This is a genomic window from Prolixibacter bellariivorans ATCC BAA-1284, from assembly GCF_000621705.1.
Lineage (GTDB): Bacteria > Bacteroidota > Bacteroidia > Bacteroidales > Prolixibacteraceae > Prolixibacter > Prolixibacter bellariivorans.
The window spans coordinates 1-20,043 of record NZ_KK211332.1; the positions used below are offsets into that span (position 1 = coordinate 1).

Consider the following 20,043-nt stretch of genomic DNA (forward strand, 5'->3'; position numbering starts at 1 on the left):
CAATTATTTCATTTATCAATTTCTTATAACCAAAGAAACTACCCGAATCTGAAATAAAATGGGAAACAATCTGGAAACAATCTGAAATTCTTTCCTATTGACAACAAATCAGATATAAAACATGAACTTTCATATCATCATTTCACCAACACCATCCGTATGGCCATTCCAGCTTTTCCGGGCAATGGAATTACATTTTTTCTTCCCGAATATAGTTTTGGAAGCTTTTCTGTGGTCATATTCCAAGTATCAATGACATCAACCTCGTATTTTTTACCCTCGGGTAAACTGAGGTTATAAAGAACAGGTTGAAATTCATAAGGAATATATTCCAGAAAATATTCGTCCTTATAAGACAGTCTATTAACGTCCCATGCATTTCTGTGTGTACTTTTAACCGGTGTCAAATATGCGGGTGCTGATTCTATAATTTTCCTGAGGAATTTTATGCGAGCAGGACTTTCTCCTTTTAAGGTTCCTCCTTTCGACCACCATAATACTGCCGAAGAGGTAAGGTCATCTGTTAATAACGTTTCTCCATGTCCTACATAGCCACCGTTAATAACTCCAACCCAGATTCGATCCGTCATTGCGCGTCCTGTAAGACTTCCCCAAGGTCTTTCTATGTTGCCTTCATATTTACACTCATCGTATATAACCGGCTTTTTTAATTTTTCCCGCCAATCATTGGCTTGCTCGACATTTCGACTCTGAATACTAAGATGGGAAATCAAAGGACTCTCGGTGAATACTTTTCCAGAGTTGTGTATGCTTCGTAGATGATTGTATGGATCATTATCAGCAAATAACTGCAAGTAGTGTTGCCAGTCAGCCATATTTTTGCTCTTGATTAAATTGTATTCATTAGCCATACTCCACCACACATTTTTATAAGCAGCAAACCGGGCAATGACATAGCGTATGTACCGATCGTTCGTGGCAGCATCCATATTCTTAAAGCCCCAACGATCGTAAGGATGAAAAATAATCAGGTCGGCCTGAATCCCCAATGAATCCAATTGTCCAATTCGTTTTTCGATATTCCTGAAAAAAGCCGGATTAAATCGGGTGTAATCCCAATCGGTAAGCGGTTTTCCCTCAAACGGATAATACTTTGGCTCATTTTTGTTATATCTATAACTCTTTGGGAAAATACACATTCTTATTTTATTGAAATACCTTTTTGATAAGGTTTTCACTGTCAGGTCTCCCAGACTATCACCCTGATGTACCCATGCATAGCAAGTAGTCCCAAAAGGATGATAGGGTGTACCATCGGAATAGGCAAAATAAAAAGTATCCTTGACCGATACCAGACCATGGTTTCCGGGTGCTGGTGCTGTACAAACCAACTTGCCTTTTTTCCCATTCAGTTTTTTAATATTACTTTTAGTCTCATACGTCCATTCTCCTTCAAACTGAGGCATAAACCGAACTTTGTATTTGCCTTCGCCATCATAAAAACCAGCAACAGATACAACTTTACCAGCCTGCCGGAAATCGGCACTCAATTCAACATCCATAAAAGGATTGCCTGTTTTTGGGCCATTAAGAGTTAATTCGAAAATCTTCCATCTCTCCACTTTTGTTTGGGCTAATGCATTACTATTTTGTATGCTCAAAACAACACAGATACATGCAATCACTAATTTAAATTTCATAGGTGTTCCTTTTTTAGTGTTAAAATAGTTCACTATTGCTTTTTCATAATGCCTCTAAAAGGGTTCGGGGTAAAGGTTTATGAAAATCATCTAAGTCAATTCAACAAGTATTAATCTATTGGTTTTTTAGTAGTTTTAATTAATTCACATCCCCCTCATTATGAAACGAGAGAGATTATTTGATGTTGAAAATCATCCATGATTCTATATCATTTATGGTTCGTTACAGCTCAACTGAGATGTACCGTCCTTGCGTCTGGTAACACCGCTTATAGCATCTCGAACTCGTCGATAAGAGGAATAAATTATCCTCTTAATTTATAGTTACTATAACTCGCTTGTAACGGGTCAATACTGGTGAACCATTGTCTTTCACTTCACAAATCACATGAATGGTTTGGCCCAGAGCGGCATCTTCTGGTACGGTGAATGAAGCATCCTGCTGATCGGCATCCTGGAATCCAATGGTTCCTTTATAGGTTTCGGCTTCCTTGTATTGCCACCATTGGTAATTTAGTTTATTACCATCCGGATCATAGCTCCCTTTGGCACTCAATTGAATTTTACTACCGGGTTTTGCCGTTATGCTCAAAGCGTTTTTCAGTTTGACCACTGGAGGATGATTGGCATCTTGATACGATTTTACGCACCAATCGGCCCTTGCGGCAAAATCGTTCTGAAGAGCATCTGTCCAACGGGCAATTGGCTTGAAATACTCCTTCATCAAATCCAGATTTTTGGGGTATTCATGTTTCATATATTGGCGCCCCCAGCCTGTTTCTGTATACCATCTTCCTTTCGGATAAGTGTAGCCCGATTCAGGTACAGGATCAAGCCAGGTATTCGCCCTGACTCTAGTGTAGCGGCCACCCCAACTTCCCCAATCGGGATGATCCATGTTCCCGTTTGTCAAGCCGGTATTTATGGCATAAAAGAATGATGGGGAATCGCCTTCCGATCTAAAATCGCCTTCCTGAAATCCACCCTTGTCACCTTCCTTATGTGCCTGGTAGAGCGAACAGAGTGGCCCGTGACCTTCCAGGATATGGGATTTCATCCAGTCGGCTTTAAAGTATTTTTGTTTATCCGCCGGTAATACTTTATCCCATTGGTAAGCAACGGCCCAAAACTGATCGCAGATGATGGTCAGAATGTTGTATTTTCCCCAGTTGGGCCGAATATAGGATTGATACGTGTTATCCTGTTCCCAGATAAAAAAGAACCGTAACTTTTTGGCCACATAAGCCATTTTATCCGGGTATTTTTCCTGAATGGTTTTCAGAGCCCTGGCCAGGGTATTGGTGCCACCCCAGGCCTGAATCCAGACCGGACGATTATCTGATTCATCCAACAGTACTTTTACTATTTGTTGTGACCCTGGAGTGATGGAATCCATCTCACCTTCTTTATCCACATTACCAAGGAATGTGTGTGCTTTCAGATAGCCGGGTGTGGGGTAATCAGGATCATTTTTTCTCAGATTAGGATAGACTTTGGCATAGGCATCCAGGTATGGATCCATCCAATCGTCCCCCGCCCAGTTGTGGCCATGAGAGTGGTACTGCGAACTCGTCGTGATAATACCATCGATATCAAAATCATCAGAATAGAGCAGAAAACGTACCATCGAACACTGATCATCAATCTCCGCATCGGTCAAGACAATAACACGTGGTTTTACATCTGTATTTTGAGCAATTACTTGTCCGGTAATAAACAAAAACAGAAGACCTAAAATTAGTTGCTTATTCATGATCGTTTTATTTAAGGTTGTTAATGTATTTCTCCAGCATGGTATAACCATCTGCTCCAACTTTATTTCTGTCGGCAGCATTGTTCGGATTTAGGCCATGCTTCGTTTCCCATTTGTCGGGCATACCATCATGGTCGGTATCTGCTGGTGCAGGAGTGCTTTTCAGCACAGGCCAGCCACCGACATCTTTCTGGGAATCGATAATTCCACATTTCTTTGATGGATCGGCAACCTTGTGGTCTTTTTTGTAGGTTGGGCCTTCGTAAGTGGCATAACCATTTTTAACTTCGTTAATAATTCGGATGTCTACAGGATCTCGTTTAGGTAGGATATCTCCTGCGTTGGCAAGAACAGATTTATAAGCTTCTTCAGCCGTTTGCTGGTTGATTGCCATGGCTGTCCATGGTTGGTCAAGTTTTAAACCCGGAATAGCAGCAGGGTTCTTTTTCTTAGCTTCTTGAACTCCTTTAATAGCTGTTAAGGAAGGCATTACGCCTTTCCAATTGTCCGACGTAACTTCAGCACTACCAACCATCACATTTTGGGCAATATACCATTTTCCATAGTCAGCATCGCCATTACGAGACCAAGGATTGGCAATTTGATGGCTTACATCGCCAGGTTCCGTTGCTGGGCCCGGTTTGTAATAGTTCGCCACCATATTGATGTTGGAGAAATTAAACTTATCAGTCCCCAGCTGATTGACTTCACCTCCGTAGGTAGGCTCGTAGCCCCAGTTGTACACTACATTGTTTCGGTAGTCAACATTGCCGCACCCCGATGCGAAGCGTGGATTACGATTGGAATGATTGGCAATCAAATTGTGGTGAAACGTGCTGTAGTTCGATCCCCAAATACCGCCATAGCCATGATTGCCTTTGGGGTGGTTGGATTGGTAAAGACTTTCTGAAATCACACACCATTGCACCGTTAGATTCTTACCGTGATATATGGAGACTGTTTCATCCTCACTCCAACTGGCGGACACATGATCTAAAATAAGATTGTTGGTAAACCGACTGGTAATCGCGTCTGTTGCGTCTCCTGATTCATCTCCAAGTCGAACCCGGATGTAACGAACGATAACCTCGTCAGCATCAATCAAAAGTGGATATCCTCTCAGGGTAATACCGTCTCCAGGTGCTGTTTGCCCTGCTATTGTGATATAGGGATGTTTAATTCTCATATCACTTTTCAGGTCTATTGTTCCCGAAATTCTGAAAACAATAGTTCGTGGCCCAGATGCTTCAACCCCTGCACGAAGACTCCCTTCGCCTGAATCATTGAGGTTAGTAACTTCATAAACAGCGCCACCACGGCCTCCTACAGTATATTTTCCATAGCCTTCAGCGGTTGGAAATGCCAATTGTTGAGACCATGATGTAGAAACGAACAGTAAAATGACTGCTATCGATAAAAAATATTTTTTCATGATTAAAATGTTTAGTTGAGATTTCTTTTGTATTCAAATTTGACAAATGTGATGTTGCTCGACTGCCGATATTGAACCGTCATCACCTAATTTATACTATTCATGTATTTCTCCAGCATGGTATAGCCATCAGATGCAACAGTGTTTCCATCAGCAGCGTTATTGGGATTCAGGCCATTTTTCACCTCCCAGCTATCAGGCATTCCATCTTTATCGCTGTCTTTTAACGCGGGAGCCGACTGTAGTTCCGGCCAGCCACCAACGTCCTCCTGACTTTTGATAATTTTTCCCGTACGGTTTTTAACATCGTTCACAATGCGTTGATCGACAGCATCACGTTTTGGCAGAAATGCCCCACCGGTTTCGAGCACCCGATGGTATGCTGATTTCGCATCTTCTTTGTTCACAAGGCCGGTTTCGAATGGGTTGGTCTGTTTATAATCGCCGATTTCCCCATCCGTCCAGTTTTTACGAAACTTCACCAAACTCCATTGGTTTTCGGGAAGTTTGCCGTTGTAGTAATTTCCTGCGAAATAAGATTTGTTATAAGGTGAGCCAGTGGAATAAGCAATCCCATTGTTTTTTGAATCTACTCCCGGAATCAGATAGTTACCGACATAATTGAGCCGGGTAACACTAATAGAATCCGCATTATAACCAGCATGATCACCTCCCCAGTTGTAGATCACATTGTTTCTAAAATCGAGCAACAAACCTTTAGGATCTTTATAATATGGATTACTATTATAGTTTCCTGGGCGGGGATTACGACCTTTATTATTTGCATAGAGATTATGCAGATAACTGTATTTTGCACCTCCAGTTCCACGAATTAAAGATCCGAACCCGTGGTTGTCTGGATTCAAACCTTCAGTAATGAAACACCATTCAACGGTCACATTCGTTAAAGTGGGCTTACTGGTGGCAGCAGATAGCGCTTCATCCAAGGTCCAGCTGGCCGAACAATGATCAACGATGATATTTTCACCTGCGCTTACGCTAATAGCATCTTTCCCTTGCTTACTGCCTATCCCATACTTCCCGTCACCCAAACGAACACGGAGGTAGCGAACAACAACATCATGTGTTAAAATCTGTAGTGTTTCCCCTTTCAGGCAAATTCCCCCCCCCGGTGCCGTTTGTCCGGCAATTGTGATGTATGGGTTTTTTATCCTCAATCTATTTTTAAGCTCAATTGTACCGGAAATACCAAATACAATGGTGCGTGGACCTTCCTGTTCCACAGCCCAGCGCAAACTACCAGTACCATTGTCCTTCAGGTTTGTTACGTATATAACCTGGCCGCCCCGTCCGCCCATGGCGTATGCTCCGAAGCCTTCGGCACCCGGAAATGCCAGTTGCTGAGCCCATGTAGCAGTAACAGATAATAAAAAAAATACGAATAGTGAAAGAATCTTTTTTTTCATAGCAATCCAAATTTTAGTATTATGCCTATTCTCAATTATTTCATTTATCAATTTCTTATAACCAAAGAAACTACCCGAATCTGAAATAAAATGGGAAACAATCTGGAGACAATCTGAAATTCTGTCCTATTGACAACAAATCAGATATAAGACATCAACATTTTCTTCTCTTCTTCACAATAAACTCATTATCCATGAACAAATAGAAAACTAAGCTTAAACCAAATTCATCCTTAGCTGTGTCTAAAATGACCAACCTTTTCCTGCTCAGACTATTCTACCTGATGATTCTTATTTCTACGTATTCATGAAAAGAAAAAAGAGCTTTTCAGCTCTTTTTAATCAAGTAAAGTACCGGAACAAAACACCTCCGGTTATTCAATGTTGTTGAGAGTGGAGATGAAAAGTTACAATTCAAGTTTCTGTTTTTGGGGAAAGTTGACTGGAGGTCGTTCACAGCTTGACTATTCCTCTGAGATAAAAACAGGTAAATTCTGGATGCAATTACACTCTCTTTACAAAACGTCCGTCATTTTACGAAATTTTACCGACCATCTTCCTCATTTGGGTTTGCCCAGATTCAGAACGAGTTCCTCATAAAACTTTTTAGCCATCTTGATATTTCCTTTGTCATTGGGATGGTATTTGTCATAGGGAACACCAGGATATCTGCGCCCCCACATATCTCCACCTTTGTATGGTGGTTTGGCCGCGGGATCAGGGATGTGGTCAGTGTAGTCCAGTCCAGCTCCATTTTCCATATCCACCATAATAATCTTGATTTTATCATTTGTCCTTTGAGCTACCAATCTTGAGACTTCATTATTAAATTGGCTGGTTGGACCTGAATCTTCCAGATAAAACCTTTTGATGATTTTACACAGAAATACCGTTACCGGATGATTATCTTTGACCGAATACGCATTAATCATATCCAGCATATCCATGACCTGCCGGGGTTTCTGTGCCCAGTCTCTGCCATTGGTACCCACATGAACCAGGAGAATATCAGGCTGATATACGGGCAATACCTCTTGAACCTTTTCGGTAATCGCGGGGATGGTCCAACCCGGATAGGCCTCGTTATTCCAATCATACCAATTCGGGTCATCTTTCGGCCGCTTACCATGATCCTGTGAACCAACAAAATCGACGTTATAGCCTGCTTTGACCAACATCTCATACAATGCTTTCCGATAGCCGGTCCTTTCCGCTACAGACGGATAGCGATAATGTTCTCCCGCTGTAATGGAATTCCCCACAGGCATAATTTTGATTGGTTTTGCTGCTTTTAGGTTCAGACCGGCAAGCAGCAGAATCAAAAACAAAATAAAACTCAACCCCGCGGTAATGACTTTTGTTCTCTTCTCAGCGAAAAATAGTGGAAAAGAACTACGACACAGCAAAGTATCGGCATTTTTGTTCCTATATGGCATGATGAATTTTTGTTTAAGACTTGGCTGATGATTTCTGCCCAACTTCGCTACTACTACTTTTCAGACCATTCGCTTTTTAATAGAAAATAAAATGCGCTGTTTATGGAATTAGGTTTGGTTTTCAGTATTCTAATTATATACTTTTGTTTAACCAACTAGTTGACAGATACGTTTCCAACATCTTCTTTTACAAGCCATTTTCGGGCATCTGGTAGTTCTGTCGTTATATGGCAATTGATAAAATCAACCTTATCTGTATGTCTAATAAAAAAACCATAGGCATTTGTAATCCCAAATTTGCTTCCTTCCGGGTATTTCCCATTATACTCCATAACCGTTTGGTTGGTGGTATTTATTCCACCTTTTAACGCTAGATTTAAATTCTCAAAAGTTACATTCTGGATATTGTGCCCTTTAATCCCTGTGATTATAGAAGGATATTGTTGCGTAAATCCATTGCCACTAATATTTTTAAAATGGATATTAGAAATACTTCCAATTCTTGGTTTTCTTCCCGGAACCGTACGTTCTCTATTTGCCAGGAGCATAAAAATGGCTTGCCCTGAATTTGATATCTGACAATCGCTGATATTGATATTATCAATCACAGCGCCATCCATCGACTCAATTACCAGCGCCGAATTTTGATGTGCATTTTTCAGGGTTAATCCGGAAACGTCGAAATTCATGAAGCTTCCTATACCATCTGTCCCTAGCTTAAAACAGTTTCCGGCATCTACATTCAGTTTGTCTATAACGCAGTTGCGAACGACAACATCTTTACAGCCATATTCGCTTCCGCTTTTAAAGCAGATGCCATCATCTTCGGATTTAATATTGCAGTCTTCTATATTCACATTATGGCAATCCACGATGTCTATGCCGTCGCGATTTGGTGTTAGTTTGCCGGTATTCACTTTTATATTGCGAATGGTAACACTATCAGATTCAATATACACCTGGGTCCAGCATCCGGGGTCTTTCATGGTAATATCTGAAACCGTAATGTTTTTGGAGCCGACAAATGCTAAAATTGAGGGCCTGTCTTTCTCTGTTCCCAGTTCCTTTACGTTCATCCACGGGGAATAATCTCCCTGACCGTCAATTTTACCTTTTCCTGTAATGGTTACATTTCGTACATGATTGCCGTAAATCAACCGGCGTTGGCAATCATGTAACATTCGGTTCGGAAATTGGGTCTCAATCTTGTGATGAGGATATGCGGCTTCTGCATCTGATTGAATTCCTAATATTGTCGCAGCCGAATCTACTTTTAGGACCATATCATTCCCAAGCACTAATTGTCCTGATAAGAAGGTTCCTTCTGAAAATAAAACGGTGCCCCCTGTTCCTTTACACGCATCAATAGCTTTTTGAATGGCTTTCTGGTCGTTGGTTACTCCGTCTCCTTTTGCACCATAGTCATAGACATTATAGATAGCTGTTTTTTCTTCTCTATTAGAACAATTAAGACAGATGAGCATGATAAAAAATAGAAAGCACTTATTCATTTCCTATGGTTCTTAAATTTCTTCGTTACCATGATGTGTATTGCACATGAATGGAATATGCTTATCTTATATATTCGCTAATAACACTATTTCATTTTGTTATTTTTCCGAAAGCCATTTCCATCGTTTTGCCCAATCCAGCAATGCTTCGTTTCGCCACTTTAGTATCGTTTTAGCTCCTTGCCATTGCCCGTCGAATAATTTCGGATCTGAGCGGTCAGTATACCAATTGGTGCCTAACTGATAATCTGCAGGTCCTGGTTTGCCCGGCCAATGGTCATCTACCACAAACGTACCTTCACGGTCTCGAAATCCTGGAATACCTGAAGTAATCGTATAAGTTAATGTCTCGGCCTTTTTGGGCGCATATCTTACTCCATAGTTGCCATTGCCAAGATAGAAACCTCCCCATTTTTGCCCCGCAACCTTCAGTGTAAAACAGGTGGAATCAGATGGAATTTCGATTTTCGGCCCCTTGAGGTGGAATTCCAGTACAGAATAAACCGGAACCGTATCAGCAATTGTTGCATTTTGGTTGAAAATAATCCGAGGACTGTGGTTCATCTTTTCAAAACTGCCGCCCCAGCTTTCCCCCTGGGGATTGTTCGGAACACCGTTCATCATATACAATACCGAGGGTGTATCCCCCATCTTGATCCGACCGTCATAGTATCTTTTGAAATCTTTTCCTAAGTATCCCGCACCACGGATATAACGAGCGTAATAGTTATCGGTATTCAGGCTGTCCGGTACACCGGTATTGGAAAAGAAGCCCCTGTAGGAAGCATTCACCTCAATAAACCATAGATCAGGAAAATTTTCGGCAATATAGGCGTAGCTGTTCACGCTCCATTTCTTATTCGGTCCGCCAATCCAGTAAACTTTGATTTTACTCTGAATTTCCGGTGCATCATGCAGCGCTTGAGCTACATCGTCCAGCCCACCCCAAACTAACACCCAGAGTGGCCGGTCGCTTTTCTTCTGTGCACATTTGATAATCCAGTCCGAGCCCTCACTGGCCTTGGTGTACCCAACGTACGGTGCTCCCCCGCGACGCCCCTGCTTGGTCACAGACCTCAGGTATTCGGGTGATGGAAAATCTTTCCTGTGTTTCCGAAGATTGGGCAGATCTTTTTCATAGAGACCGATCGCTCGCAAAATCTGGTTTTCATTACCGTATCCATAGGAAGGAGAAGAAACGAGCCCCTCAATATCAAACATATCACTATACATCAGCAAGTGAATCATCGATTGATTATCATCCGGATCTGTACCTCCAATATCCGTGCTGATAAGCACCCGTGGCTTCTCTGACACCGGCTGCTGAGCAAACAGTGGAGCGCTACAAACTAAGAAACTAAAAATCAGTGCAATTCTATTCATGATCGGATAAATTTTATTTCAAAATATTTTTAATAAATTCTTTATCAATTGCTTATTAGCCGTCTGTTACTCTTTTTTATTTGACATACAGAATTCGACCTTCCGGATTGAACGTTACATTGACATTTTTATGTGACTTTTCCAGCCGAATCGTATAGGTGACTACTCCCCCTCTGTCGGTCATATCTGCATCTCGTATATCATAGTCTTTATAGGATTCATGGATGGTACTCATAATGGGCGACGGAACCTTAGATTCCGGAAGATCTTTATGATATTCCAATAAGTTTACTTTATCATCAAACAGAAAGACCGCAGCATCTCCGGCAATGATATAATACTTTTTCCCGTTTTCGATTACGTATTTGGCTCTGTCAATATCATCTAACGGACCGTAATTTGTGCGTATATATTCCATGATTGAAGCTGGAATTTCATCGTCTTTCAATTCTTTTCGATATTTAATCAAATGCCCCTTGTCATCGATCCAAAAATACCGGTGCTTCCCATCAATTTTGAATTCTATTTGATATTCGGTTCTCCCTCCTTCTTCAAATTTGTCCGCATCACCCACGTCGAAAAAAGGTTCTTTAGAACGGATGGTTTTAAGAACAACCCCGGGAATTTGACTCACGTACAAGTCCTGGTGATATTTTAGGATCTGCCCCTTGTAATTTATCGTCACTTCGTTCAACTTATCATTTACTTTACACCTCACTTCATAGTCGCCATCTTTTAGTTTCCAACGAATATCTTCCGCATTAGGAAACTTTAATTGAAAGGAATTCAAGACCACAGCGGGTATGTTTTCCTGACTAATACTCTGTGCTGCTGCACTCATCCCCAAAAGGACGAAAACTAATATGTAAATCGTCTTCTTCACCTTTTTCAAATTTTGTTGATACAAAGAAAAAACATGAACCTGTAATAAAATGGGAAACAATCTGGAAACAATCTGGAATTTCTTCCTGTCAAAAACAAATGATAACCAAATATTAGCTAACGCTTCTCGCTTACTTCAAAGACATGTTTCCCATTGAACGAATAGAATAACTTTAATCCAGATACATCAGCTATGGCACGCACAATTGCCAGTCCCAATCCGGTTGAACCAATATCTGTTGAATTTCTGGCAAAACGTTCAAACAATTTATCATCCAGCTTCACTGATTCCTTACTTGTATTTTCAATGGTGAATGAGGATGAACAAAGTTTGACAAGGACCTCTCCTCCGCGTTGGTTATGAAAAATTGCATTTTTTACCAGGTTCATGACCAGAATGACTGCAAGGTCCTTGTTCATTTTAAAGACCCAACTATCTTCTTTTTGATATTCGATCTTAATATCCTGGTATTCCGTGTAATCTGAAAAATCCTGAATAATCTTGCTAAAAACATCGTCGAAATAAACTTGTTCCACTTGTATGTATTGCCTGTTCTCAATTTTTGAAAACAATAACAGCGATTTATTCAGCCCTGAAAGTCGCCGTAAGGTATCGATAATGGCACCAAGTTTCTGGATTTGATCTTTCGATAAATCCTCATCTCCGGCAAATAATTCGAGTTTATTAATTCCGATAGCCAAAGGGGTTTGCAATTCATGCGCAACATTCTCAATAAATTGCTTTTGGTTGTTAAAGATATCTACGTTAGTCCTTACCAGATTTGTAACCGAATCGTTCAACATTCGGAATTCCTCGATTTTTGTCTTAGTGGGTTCGGGAATGGCTCCCCTGTCCAGCCTGAACTTATTGAGGTAATTCAACAGTTGGTAGAAAGGTTCCCAGGTTTTCTTCAGGACAAAATTGTTGACCAGAATCGAACTGGCGAATAGCAGCAGGTACAACCAAAATAATGAGGTGGCGATTTTTTGAATTAATTTGGATTTATCTATCTCGTGTGAGATAAGCTTCATTTCATAATATTTCCCATTAGATGCAACAAAAGCGGTAGTCAACAACCTGGTTTGGTACGTCTTGTTTTTGAGGTTGGAAAAAACGACGGTATCTCTGTAAGTATCCCTAACCTGAAGAGCAAACTTTTCATCTACCCGTTTTATGAGATAGTTATTTTCCTCAAAGGTATCCTGTTCAACGATTAGAGAATCATCCTTTAATTTGTCGATGACCACAATTTTATAATCAGCAAGGCCTTCATCAATGGTCTTTTTAACCTGCTTGAGTACCTGATAATAGAACAGAATCGCCCACAAACTGATCAGGACAAACAAAATCGCAGAAAGCAATGTTAATGTGTGATTAATGAGCTTCATTTCACAATTAATTTGTAACCCATCCCGTAAACGACATCGATATCAATCATGGCATCACTATTCCGTAGTTTTTTTCGCAAGTTCTTAATTTGCGAATAAATAAAATCGAAATCATTGGCCTGATCGATGTAGTCACCCCAGATATTTTCAGCAATTGCTGATTTACTGGTAACCCTGTTTTTGTTCATCATTAAGAACACAAGAATATCAAATTCTTTACGGTTCAGATTGACAGGTCCATCATTTACCAAAGCCAATCTTTCTTCAATATTGATCTTCACATTTTCCAGCTCCAACATCTGGTGGTTATCTGCTCTTCGGCGGCGTATGACCGATTTTATCCGCGCATTCAATTCGGCCAGGTGGAAGGGCTTGGTCAGGTAGTCATCAGCCCCAAGGTCAAGCCCCTTTATTTTATCATCCAGAGAATCTTTTGCTGAAATGATAATGACACTATCTGCTTTTTCAATGCTTTTCAATTTCTGCAACAGTGCCAGACCATTTCCATCGGGTAGCATAATATCAAGAAGAATACAGTCGTAATCATAAGAAACAATCTTATCCAAACCGGAACTAAAGGTCCCGGCCTCTTCGACTATATAGCCCTCATCCTGAAGAAATTTCCTGATTAGTTCCTTCATTTCGGGTTCATCTTCTATGACAAGGATTTTCATATAACTGAGTTTATCGTTGGTGAACAAAAGTCATATTGCCCACTTGAAATTTGACAACAAAACGGCCATAAAGTAATTCTGCGCACACAATGGCAAATGAACCGACAAGCTCAGCACATCATGCTGAAATGTATATTTTCGAATTTTCACGAGATTCTTTTGATTTAGCGTAAAAATGAAAGATTCTGGCTCGTTCCACCTGGAAAGTTTGCCAGTATCTTTCACTTTTTCAGAATAAAACCAATTGAATTTTCCCATTCAACTGCAGCAAAATTTTGATTTGTTAACCTGCATTATGCATTAGAAAATTTATTTCGCTTCCCGGACTATCTTATTCTCTGGTACGCTTTTGTCAAATTCTAAATGATCAGCCTTTCCTGCTATTTTTACCATTTCTTTTCCAGAATGATATTCCAGGTTGGTCAATTGAACATGACTTACATCGTTTAGCAGAATAGGTAGTTTCTCCGGGGCTGTTTCAGCAATTTTTAATTTGTCGATCGTTATACTGTCGCTAAAGGATATACTTGCTGGTGAACCAACTTTATTGGAGATGGTCAGGTTGTCAAATGTAATGTTTTTGGCATCCTTCACGTCAATCCCAAGCTTTCCTCCCAGTTCAATATTCTTAAATGACACGTGGTTAACAGGCATTTCTGGCAGCCCGATGATTTGAATGATGTTGCGCTTTGCATATGCACATCGAATATTTTCAAAGTGGATATTCTCCACCACAGGTGTTCCGCTGTTCACTTCCTGCACAGGAAGCCTGTCCCCGCCGGAATAAAGCATATTAATCCGAATGGCTTCGCGCTGAATGGTATCTGCAGATATATCTTTAAACCAACAATTCCGAATGTAAGCGCCCCTTCCCCTGTCGGTTTTTATGCGGATCACCCTGTCAGTGCCGTTGAATCGACAGTCATACGCGTATACATTTTCAACGCCTCCTGACATTTCGCTTCCAATGACAATACCTCCATGACCTCGCAACCCTTTGTTGTGACGGATCAGGATATTTTTGCAGGGCATTCCAATCCTCCGGCCATCTTTATTACGCCCTGATTTTATGGTGATGCAATCATCGCCTGTGGAAATGGTGTTGTATTCAATCAGTACATTCGTGCATGAATTAGGATTGATACCATCACCATTTGGAGTATGGCCATATTCGCCATCGGTAAGGATATGAATACCCCGAACAATTAAATCCTCACAAAAACTGGGATTGATAGTCCAAAAAGCACCATATTTGAACGTCACTCCTTCCAGCAGGACATGTTGGCAATACAGTGGACCAAAAAATACCGGAGGCAGGTAATTATCCAACGAATTAAAATGCCTTTCCTTTAGAGGAACCTCATTTTCATTCATTTCTATTAATTTACGATTGCCAAATCCCGGATTTTTACGCTGTTCCCACCAGGGTTTTCCCTGTCCATTCAATACTCCTTTACCTGTAATCGCAATGTTTTTCTGTTTAAACGCATAAATGAAAGGTGAATAAGCATACACTTCCGACCCTTCAAAATTAGTCAGTACTTCTGGCAAATAATCGTTGAAATCCTGACTGAAAAGCAGTTCCGCTCCTTCCTCCAAATGAAGGTTGATGTTGCTCAATAATACGATGGGGCCTGTTAACCATTTACCCGGAGGAACAACCACGGTACCGCCACCAGACGCTGATAGCTGTTTTATGGCTTTGTTAATGGCTTCCGTGTTTTTAAATTTGCCACCCTCTTTTGCCCCAAAATCGGTAATATTTACAGATTTATCAGGGAAATGTGGCCTATGAAAATCGAATTCCCCGAAAGGTGTAACGAACGGCTCGATCTTATTGGGAACCTGTGCCCATGCATGTTGGCACAAGCCTACTAATACAATTTGTATCAGTACTAATTTTAATGTTGATTTCCAGTTCATAATGATTGTTTCTTTGTTTTTAGCATATGTATCACACTATGGATTCCTCTGGTCTTTAGAAGAATCTGGCCACAAGACCTTAACTACTTTTCAGGCCATTCGCTTTTTAATAGAAAATGAAAGGCACTGTTAATAGAATTGGGTTTAGGCTTCACTATGATGAACTTGTCATTTTCTAATAGGCGTATCATTTCGGCACCGGCGTAAAGTACCGGACCATAACCATGAGTGGCGTAAATGCTTCTGCCCCGATAGTAATAATAGGTATTGTCGCTTGCAAAAGTAGTTCCTTCACAGGTTCCGTCTACAGCCCCGTTTTTTAAAACGCGTGTGTTAACGGCATTCCAGCCCATTATCGCAACAGGACCATACACATGACTAATCCATCCTTCATTGATTCCTTTCGCGATACAATAGGTGAAAATAGCGGTACAGGAAGTTTCCAGATAGGTATCGTTTTTGTCCAGTAAATTATGCCAAAAACCGGTACCATCCTGAAGATGAGCCAAAGTACGAACCATAGAACGGAACAAATCCAAAACCTTATTGCGGCCAGGGTAATTCTCAGGTAAGACACTCAAGACTTCAGACATAGATAAAATTGCCCAACCGTTTGCACGTCCCCAGTAAAAGCGAGGATCATACTCTCCGGAGTTTTTATTCCATCCGTGATCAAACAATCCAACTGAAGGGACATACAGTCTCTGAGCCATTTGGAGTATTTGTCTTACTGCATCATCGTAATATTTATGATCTCCGGTAAGTTTACCCATGTTCACCAGGAAAGGTACACTCATATACAGATCGTCTGCCCAAACCGATACATACTGTGGACGGTGACGTGCAAGTGTACCATCTTTCAAACGGAATTGCCTGTTGGAAATATAATCGGCAATGGTGTCTATCAACGGCAAATAATCCTTGTTCTTATTCTTCAGATAGGTCTTGATCATCGCCGCACCGATTGACCCGCAGTCGTCCAACGCCTTAAAATTGGGAGTTCTGCCCCAACCGCCCCGGGCTTCTTTACCGAATACCTCATGGTTCTTCTCAAAATAGGGCAGGGTTTTAACTACCAGATTAAAAAAACGGGTATTGTCGGCAAAATATGTCGAGTCACCTGTCACATCATCAATGTATTCGAAAGCAGAAAGAACCACTCCGTTGGTATAAGACCATTCGCCGGCAAATCCTTCTGAAACGCGTGCATTCTTGTTCGGCGTGGTAAAATCAGTAATCTCTTTTCCTGTTTTTGAATCGATAATTTTCAAATCGCAGGTCGAATCATAATAGTTCCGCACCCGGTTTAATACTCCTTTAATACTATCAACTGATGGATAGGTGTAAGGAACAGGATAATCCGGAACTCGGCTCTCTGTTTTTTCCTGTGCAAACAGGTTTGAGGTATTTAGTGAAATGCAAACGATAAGCAGCACCCATTTGTACAAGCTCATCCGTTTTCTGCAATTTGGCGCATCTTTAACTACGGAACGATAAATCCTCATTTTACTTAAAGTTTTCATATTTACTGTATGTTTGATTTAAATCTATTCAACCGTAACGACCACACGCTGGTAACGGGTCAGTTGCGGAGTACCGTTATCTTTCACTTCACAAATCACATGAATGGTTTCGCCCGGAGCAGCATCTTCGGGTACGTTGAATGAAGCATCCCGCTGATCGGCATTTTGAATATCGATGACTCCGCCATAGGTATCTGCTTCTTTATATTCCCACCATGTGTAGCTTAATTGATCGCCATCCGGATCGGTTGTCCCTTTAGCGCTCAGTTGAATTTTGCTACCGGGTTTTGCCTTTATGTCAAGAGCATTGGCCAGTTGAACAACCGGAGGATGATTGGCATCTTTGAAGGGCTTTACACACCATTCAGCGCGTGCTGCAAAATCGTTTTGAAATGCATCCGACCATCTCCAGATGGGTTTAAAATATTCTTTGAATGCTTCGCTTGTGGCCGATGTTAAACCTTCCTTTTCGCCAAGCCTTCCCCAACCCGAGCCTCCATACCAGCGACCTTTTGGATATTCATAGCCTTTAACCGGTACCGGATCAAGCCAGGTATTCTCGCGTACCCTTACATAGCGGCCGCCCCAGCCGCCCCAATCCGGCGATTCGGTGCTGCGCAATCCGGTTGGAATCTCATATATAAAAGCGGGTGAATCTCCCTCTGAGCGGAAATCTCCTTTGTCAAAACCTTCCTCATCACCCGTGTGCGCCTTGTAAAGCGAACACAAGGGCCCATGATTTTGCAGGATATGTTCATTCATCCATGCAGCATCGAAATACTTTTGCATTTTTTCCGGCTGAATATTTTTCCACCGATAGGCTATGGCCTCAAACTGGTCGGAAATGATGGTTGGAATATTATATTTCCCCCAGTGAGGGCGGATGTAAGACTGATAGGTTGAATCTTGTTCCCATATAAAGAAAAAGCGCATTTTTTTTGCGACTTCAGCCATTCGTTCAGGATGTTTCTCTTCAATGGTTTTCAGCGCCCGGGCCAGGGTATTTGTACCACCCCAGGCCTCTATCCAGACGGGTCGATTGTCTGATTTATTCAACAATACTTTTACAATTTGCTGTGACCCCGGTGTGATGGAATCCATCTCGCCTTCAGACGCCACATTTCCAAGGAACGAATGCGCTCTCAGGTACTCCGGCGTCGGGTAACCCTTACTGTTTTTAATCAGGTTGGGATAAACTTTTCCATAGGCATCAAGGAAGGGTTTCAACCAATCATCACCGGCCCACCGATGTCCATGAGAATGATACTGAGAACTTGTCGTAATAATTCCTTCGATATCGAAATCGTTTGCGTAAAGCAGAAAACGCACCATGGAACATTGGTCGTCAATCTCAGCATCGGTCAATACGATAACCCGTGGCTTTATTGGACTTACAAATTTATGTTGCGAACTGGAACACCCCGCTATTATCGTGATCAGCGATAATAAGAATAGAAACGAAAAATTAGAGCGCATATTATTTATGTTTAGTTGTGTATGAAATATACCTTAGTCGTTCCCGATTAATTCAACCGACTGTAACTCTGCAGAACTTTCCCCACAGACACGGTAAACATGCCCGGTTCCAAAACCTCATGCATGTTCCGGTCGAAGAATTTCAGTTTGTCCAAGGTATTTTTTAAATCCACTATTTTTGATTCCCCTTTCGTCAGAAATATTTTCTTAAACCCTTTCAACTCCACCAATGTCTTCACACTGATTAACATTCAAATAGAAACTTTACCAAGAAAGACTTCATATATTTTTCGACGATTACGCAAAAGAACAGGTATAGCATAAGCTTTCCACTATGCTATACCTGTCCAAAAGACAATTAAATTAGGGTTGTGTTTGCAATTGAACAGTAACAACCTGATCTAACGTTAAAACTTTGTCATAGATTTTTACCTGGTCAATCAGGCCCCTGAACATCCGCTGGTAACCATAATGGATGCACTCTTGATTGAATTGCCCGATAGCCAGATGACCAATACCCTGTCCGATAGGTCCGGCCGGATAAGGAAACTCATTATCCATGTAGGCTTTACTAACGTTGTCGCCAAAATAATATTTCAAAGTTCCACCATTATCATTCGCATCATAGGTGACGGCAAAAAACACCCAGTTTGAAGCACTGCCAAGCGGGTTGGTTGTTATCTTGGCACTACTTATCGCCGCTGACTTGTCTGGCCACTGGTTAATACCAGTATTGAGACTACCACCTTTCATATAAACGATATCGAAACCATCATGGCCACTATTAATCCATGAAACAACACGGTTCCCTCCCGAACCAGTTTCGTCTAATTTGTTATTAACCCAACCGGTCACCGTAATCTGAGTCATACCGGCCAACTCAGGTATCATTGTTGAACTATGAACGTAGTTATAAGTATCGTATTTTGTACCAAAATCGACTGAGTGGGTTCCGCCACTTCTCGGTACATTGTCCGACCATGATGGTATATTTGCACTCATGTCAAGGGCATCATACTGGGTAGCTAATGAACCGGAATTGTGAACGACTGTGTCCTGACCTTCATCAAAATTGTAGGCGAATAAAGGCTCTGGAACAGGTACAGGAGTATAATCTATTGGTGCAAAATCTGATTTATCATCAGCATTATCGACATAGCCCGGAGGAGCCTCACATGCCATGATGATATCATTGGGATCGCCAAGGCCATCACCATCTTTGTCCGCATAGAATGGGCTCGCCTCTTCACATGGAAGATTATCATTGTTGTCAGTATTGTCGGCAACATAACCAACTGGCTGAATAGCGGAGTAGACAAAAACCAGTGGATTACCTCTTCCGTCCCCGTCCTTGTCCTCGTACCAGGCCTGCTTAGGGTTCCAGGGATTAGTCTTCGTACAACTAACCATGGTAATACCAATTAAGGCGATGTACATTATTGCTAATATTGATATCTTTTTCATTTTTGTTTCATTTTTGTTTTGTACAAGATGCATTTTCCAGCAGCCGTTTTTCAAGCTTACAGTCTGAAATGCTTCAAATACCTGGCTTGAAAAACTGGCTGAATGGCTA

15 protein-coding genes are annotated in these 20,043 nt (G+C 41.3%); all 15 read right to left on the reverse strand.

What is annotated here, in order from left to right:
- Nucleotides 1-137 precede the first annotated feature (137 nt).
- The 15 genes from T426_RS0119140 to T426_RS0119215 all read right to left on the reverse strand — a co-directional run bounded on the left by T426_RS0119140 (nucleotide 138) and on the right by T426_RS0119215 (nucleotide 19,880).
- Nucleotides 138-1,661 (reverse strand): DUF5060 domain-containing protein, encoded by a 1,524-nt coding sequence (locus T426_RS0119140; protein ID WP_025866309.1) that lies wholly within the window; start codon nucleotides 1,659-1,661, stop codon nucleotides 138-140.
- 313 nt (nucleotides 1,662-1,974) lie between these two features.
- Entirely contained in the window at nucleotides 1,975-3,414 is a 1,440-nt protein-coding gene (locus T426_RS0119145) for a DUF1593 domain-containing protein (protein WP_025866308.1), read from the reverse strand.
- A 7-nt stretch (nucleotides 3,415-3,421) separates the two neighbouring features.
- Nucleotides 3,422-4,846, reverse strand: coding sequence for a hypothetical protein (locus tag T426_RS0119150; protein ID WP_027586141.1), 1,425 nt, complete (start codon nucleotides 4,844-4,846; stop codon nucleotides 3,422-3,424).
- 86 nt (nucleotides 4,847-4,932) lie between these two features.
- On the reverse strand, nucleotides 4,933-6,273 hold the full coding sequence (locus T426_RS0119155; RefSeq protein WP_025866307.1) for a hypothetical protein: 1,341 nt from the start codon (nucleotides 6,271-6,273) through the stop codon (nucleotides 4,933-4,935).
- A 560-nt stretch (nucleotides 6,274-6,833) separates the two neighbouring features.
- Entirely contained in the window at nucleotides 6,834-7,541 is a 708-nt protein-coding gene (locus tag T426_RS0119160) for an SGNH/GDSL hydrolase family protein (RefSeq protein ID WP_159103347.1), read from the reverse strand.
- A 323-nt stretch (nucleotides 7,542-7,864) separates the two neighbouring features.
- A complete protein-coding gene (locus T426_RS0119165) occupies nucleotides 7,865-9,220 on the reverse strand; it encodes a glycoside hydrolase family 28 protein (protein ID WP_081782475.1) in 1,356 nt (451 codons plus the stop codon).
- Between the two features lie 99 nt (nucleotides 9,221-9,319).
- Complete coding sequence (locus tag T426_RS0119170) at nucleotides 9,320-10,603, reverse strand: nucleoside hydrolase-like domain-containing protein (RefSeq protein WP_025865082.1); 1,284 nt, start codon at nucleotides 10,601-10,603, stop codon at nucleotides 9,320-9,322.
- Between the two features lie 76 nt (nucleotides 10,604-10,679).
- A complete protein-coding gene (locus T426_RS0119175; protein ID WP_148303781.1) occupies nucleotides 10,680-11,486 on the reverse strand; it encodes a PepSY-like domain-containing protein in 807 nt (268 codons plus the stop codon).
- Nucleotides 11,487-11,602: 116 nt separating this feature from the next.
- The gene (locus tag T426_RS0119180; protein ID WP_027586143.1) at nucleotides 11,603-12,874 is read right to left on the reverse strand and encodes a sensor histidine kinase; all 1,272 of its coding nucleotides are present in this window, start codon (nucleotides 12,872-12,874) and stop codon (nucleotides 11,603-11,605) included.
- Entirely contained in the window at nucleotides 12,871-13,548 is a 678-nt protein-coding gene (locus T426_RS0119185) for a response regulator transcription factor (protein ID WP_025865080.1), read from the reverse strand. Before T426_RS0119185 ends, T426_RS0119180 begins: the two co-directional genes overlap by 4 nt.
- Nucleotides 13,549-13,857: 309 nt before the next feature.
- Complete coding sequence (locus T426_RS24360; protein ID WP_051569031.1) at nucleotides 13,858-15,471, reverse strand: glycoside hydrolase family 28 protein; 1,614 nt, start codon at nucleotides 15,469-15,471, stop codon at nucleotides 13,858-13,860.
- Between the two features lie 83 nt (nucleotides 15,472-15,554).
- Entirely contained in the window at nucleotides 15,555-16,925 is a 1,371-nt protein-coding gene (locus T426_RS0119200) for a glycoside hydrolase family 88/105 protein (RefSeq protein WP_027586144.1), read from the reverse strand.
- A gap of 93 nt (nucleotides 16,926-17,018) precedes the next feature.
- Complete coding sequence (locus T426_RS0119205) at nucleotides 17,019-18,470, reverse strand: DUF1593 domain-containing protein (RefSeq protein WP_027586145.1); 1,452 nt, start codon at nucleotides 18,468-18,470, stop codon at nucleotides 17,019-17,021.
- A gap of 47 nt (nucleotides 18,471-18,517) precedes the next feature.
- On the reverse strand, nucleotides 18,518-18,721 hold the full coding sequence (locus T426_RS0119210; protein ID WP_025865077.1) for a fibronectin type III-like domain-contianing protein: 204 nt from the start codon (nucleotides 18,719-18,721) through the stop codon (nucleotides 18,518-18,520).
- Between the two features lie 112 nt (nucleotides 18,722-18,833).
- A complete protein-coding gene (locus T426_RS0119215) occupies nucleotides 18,834-19,880 on the reverse strand; it encodes a LamG domain-containing protein (protein WP_148303780.1) in 1,047 nt (348 codons plus the stop codon).
- Nucleotides 19,881-20,043: the final 163 nt, after the last annotated feature.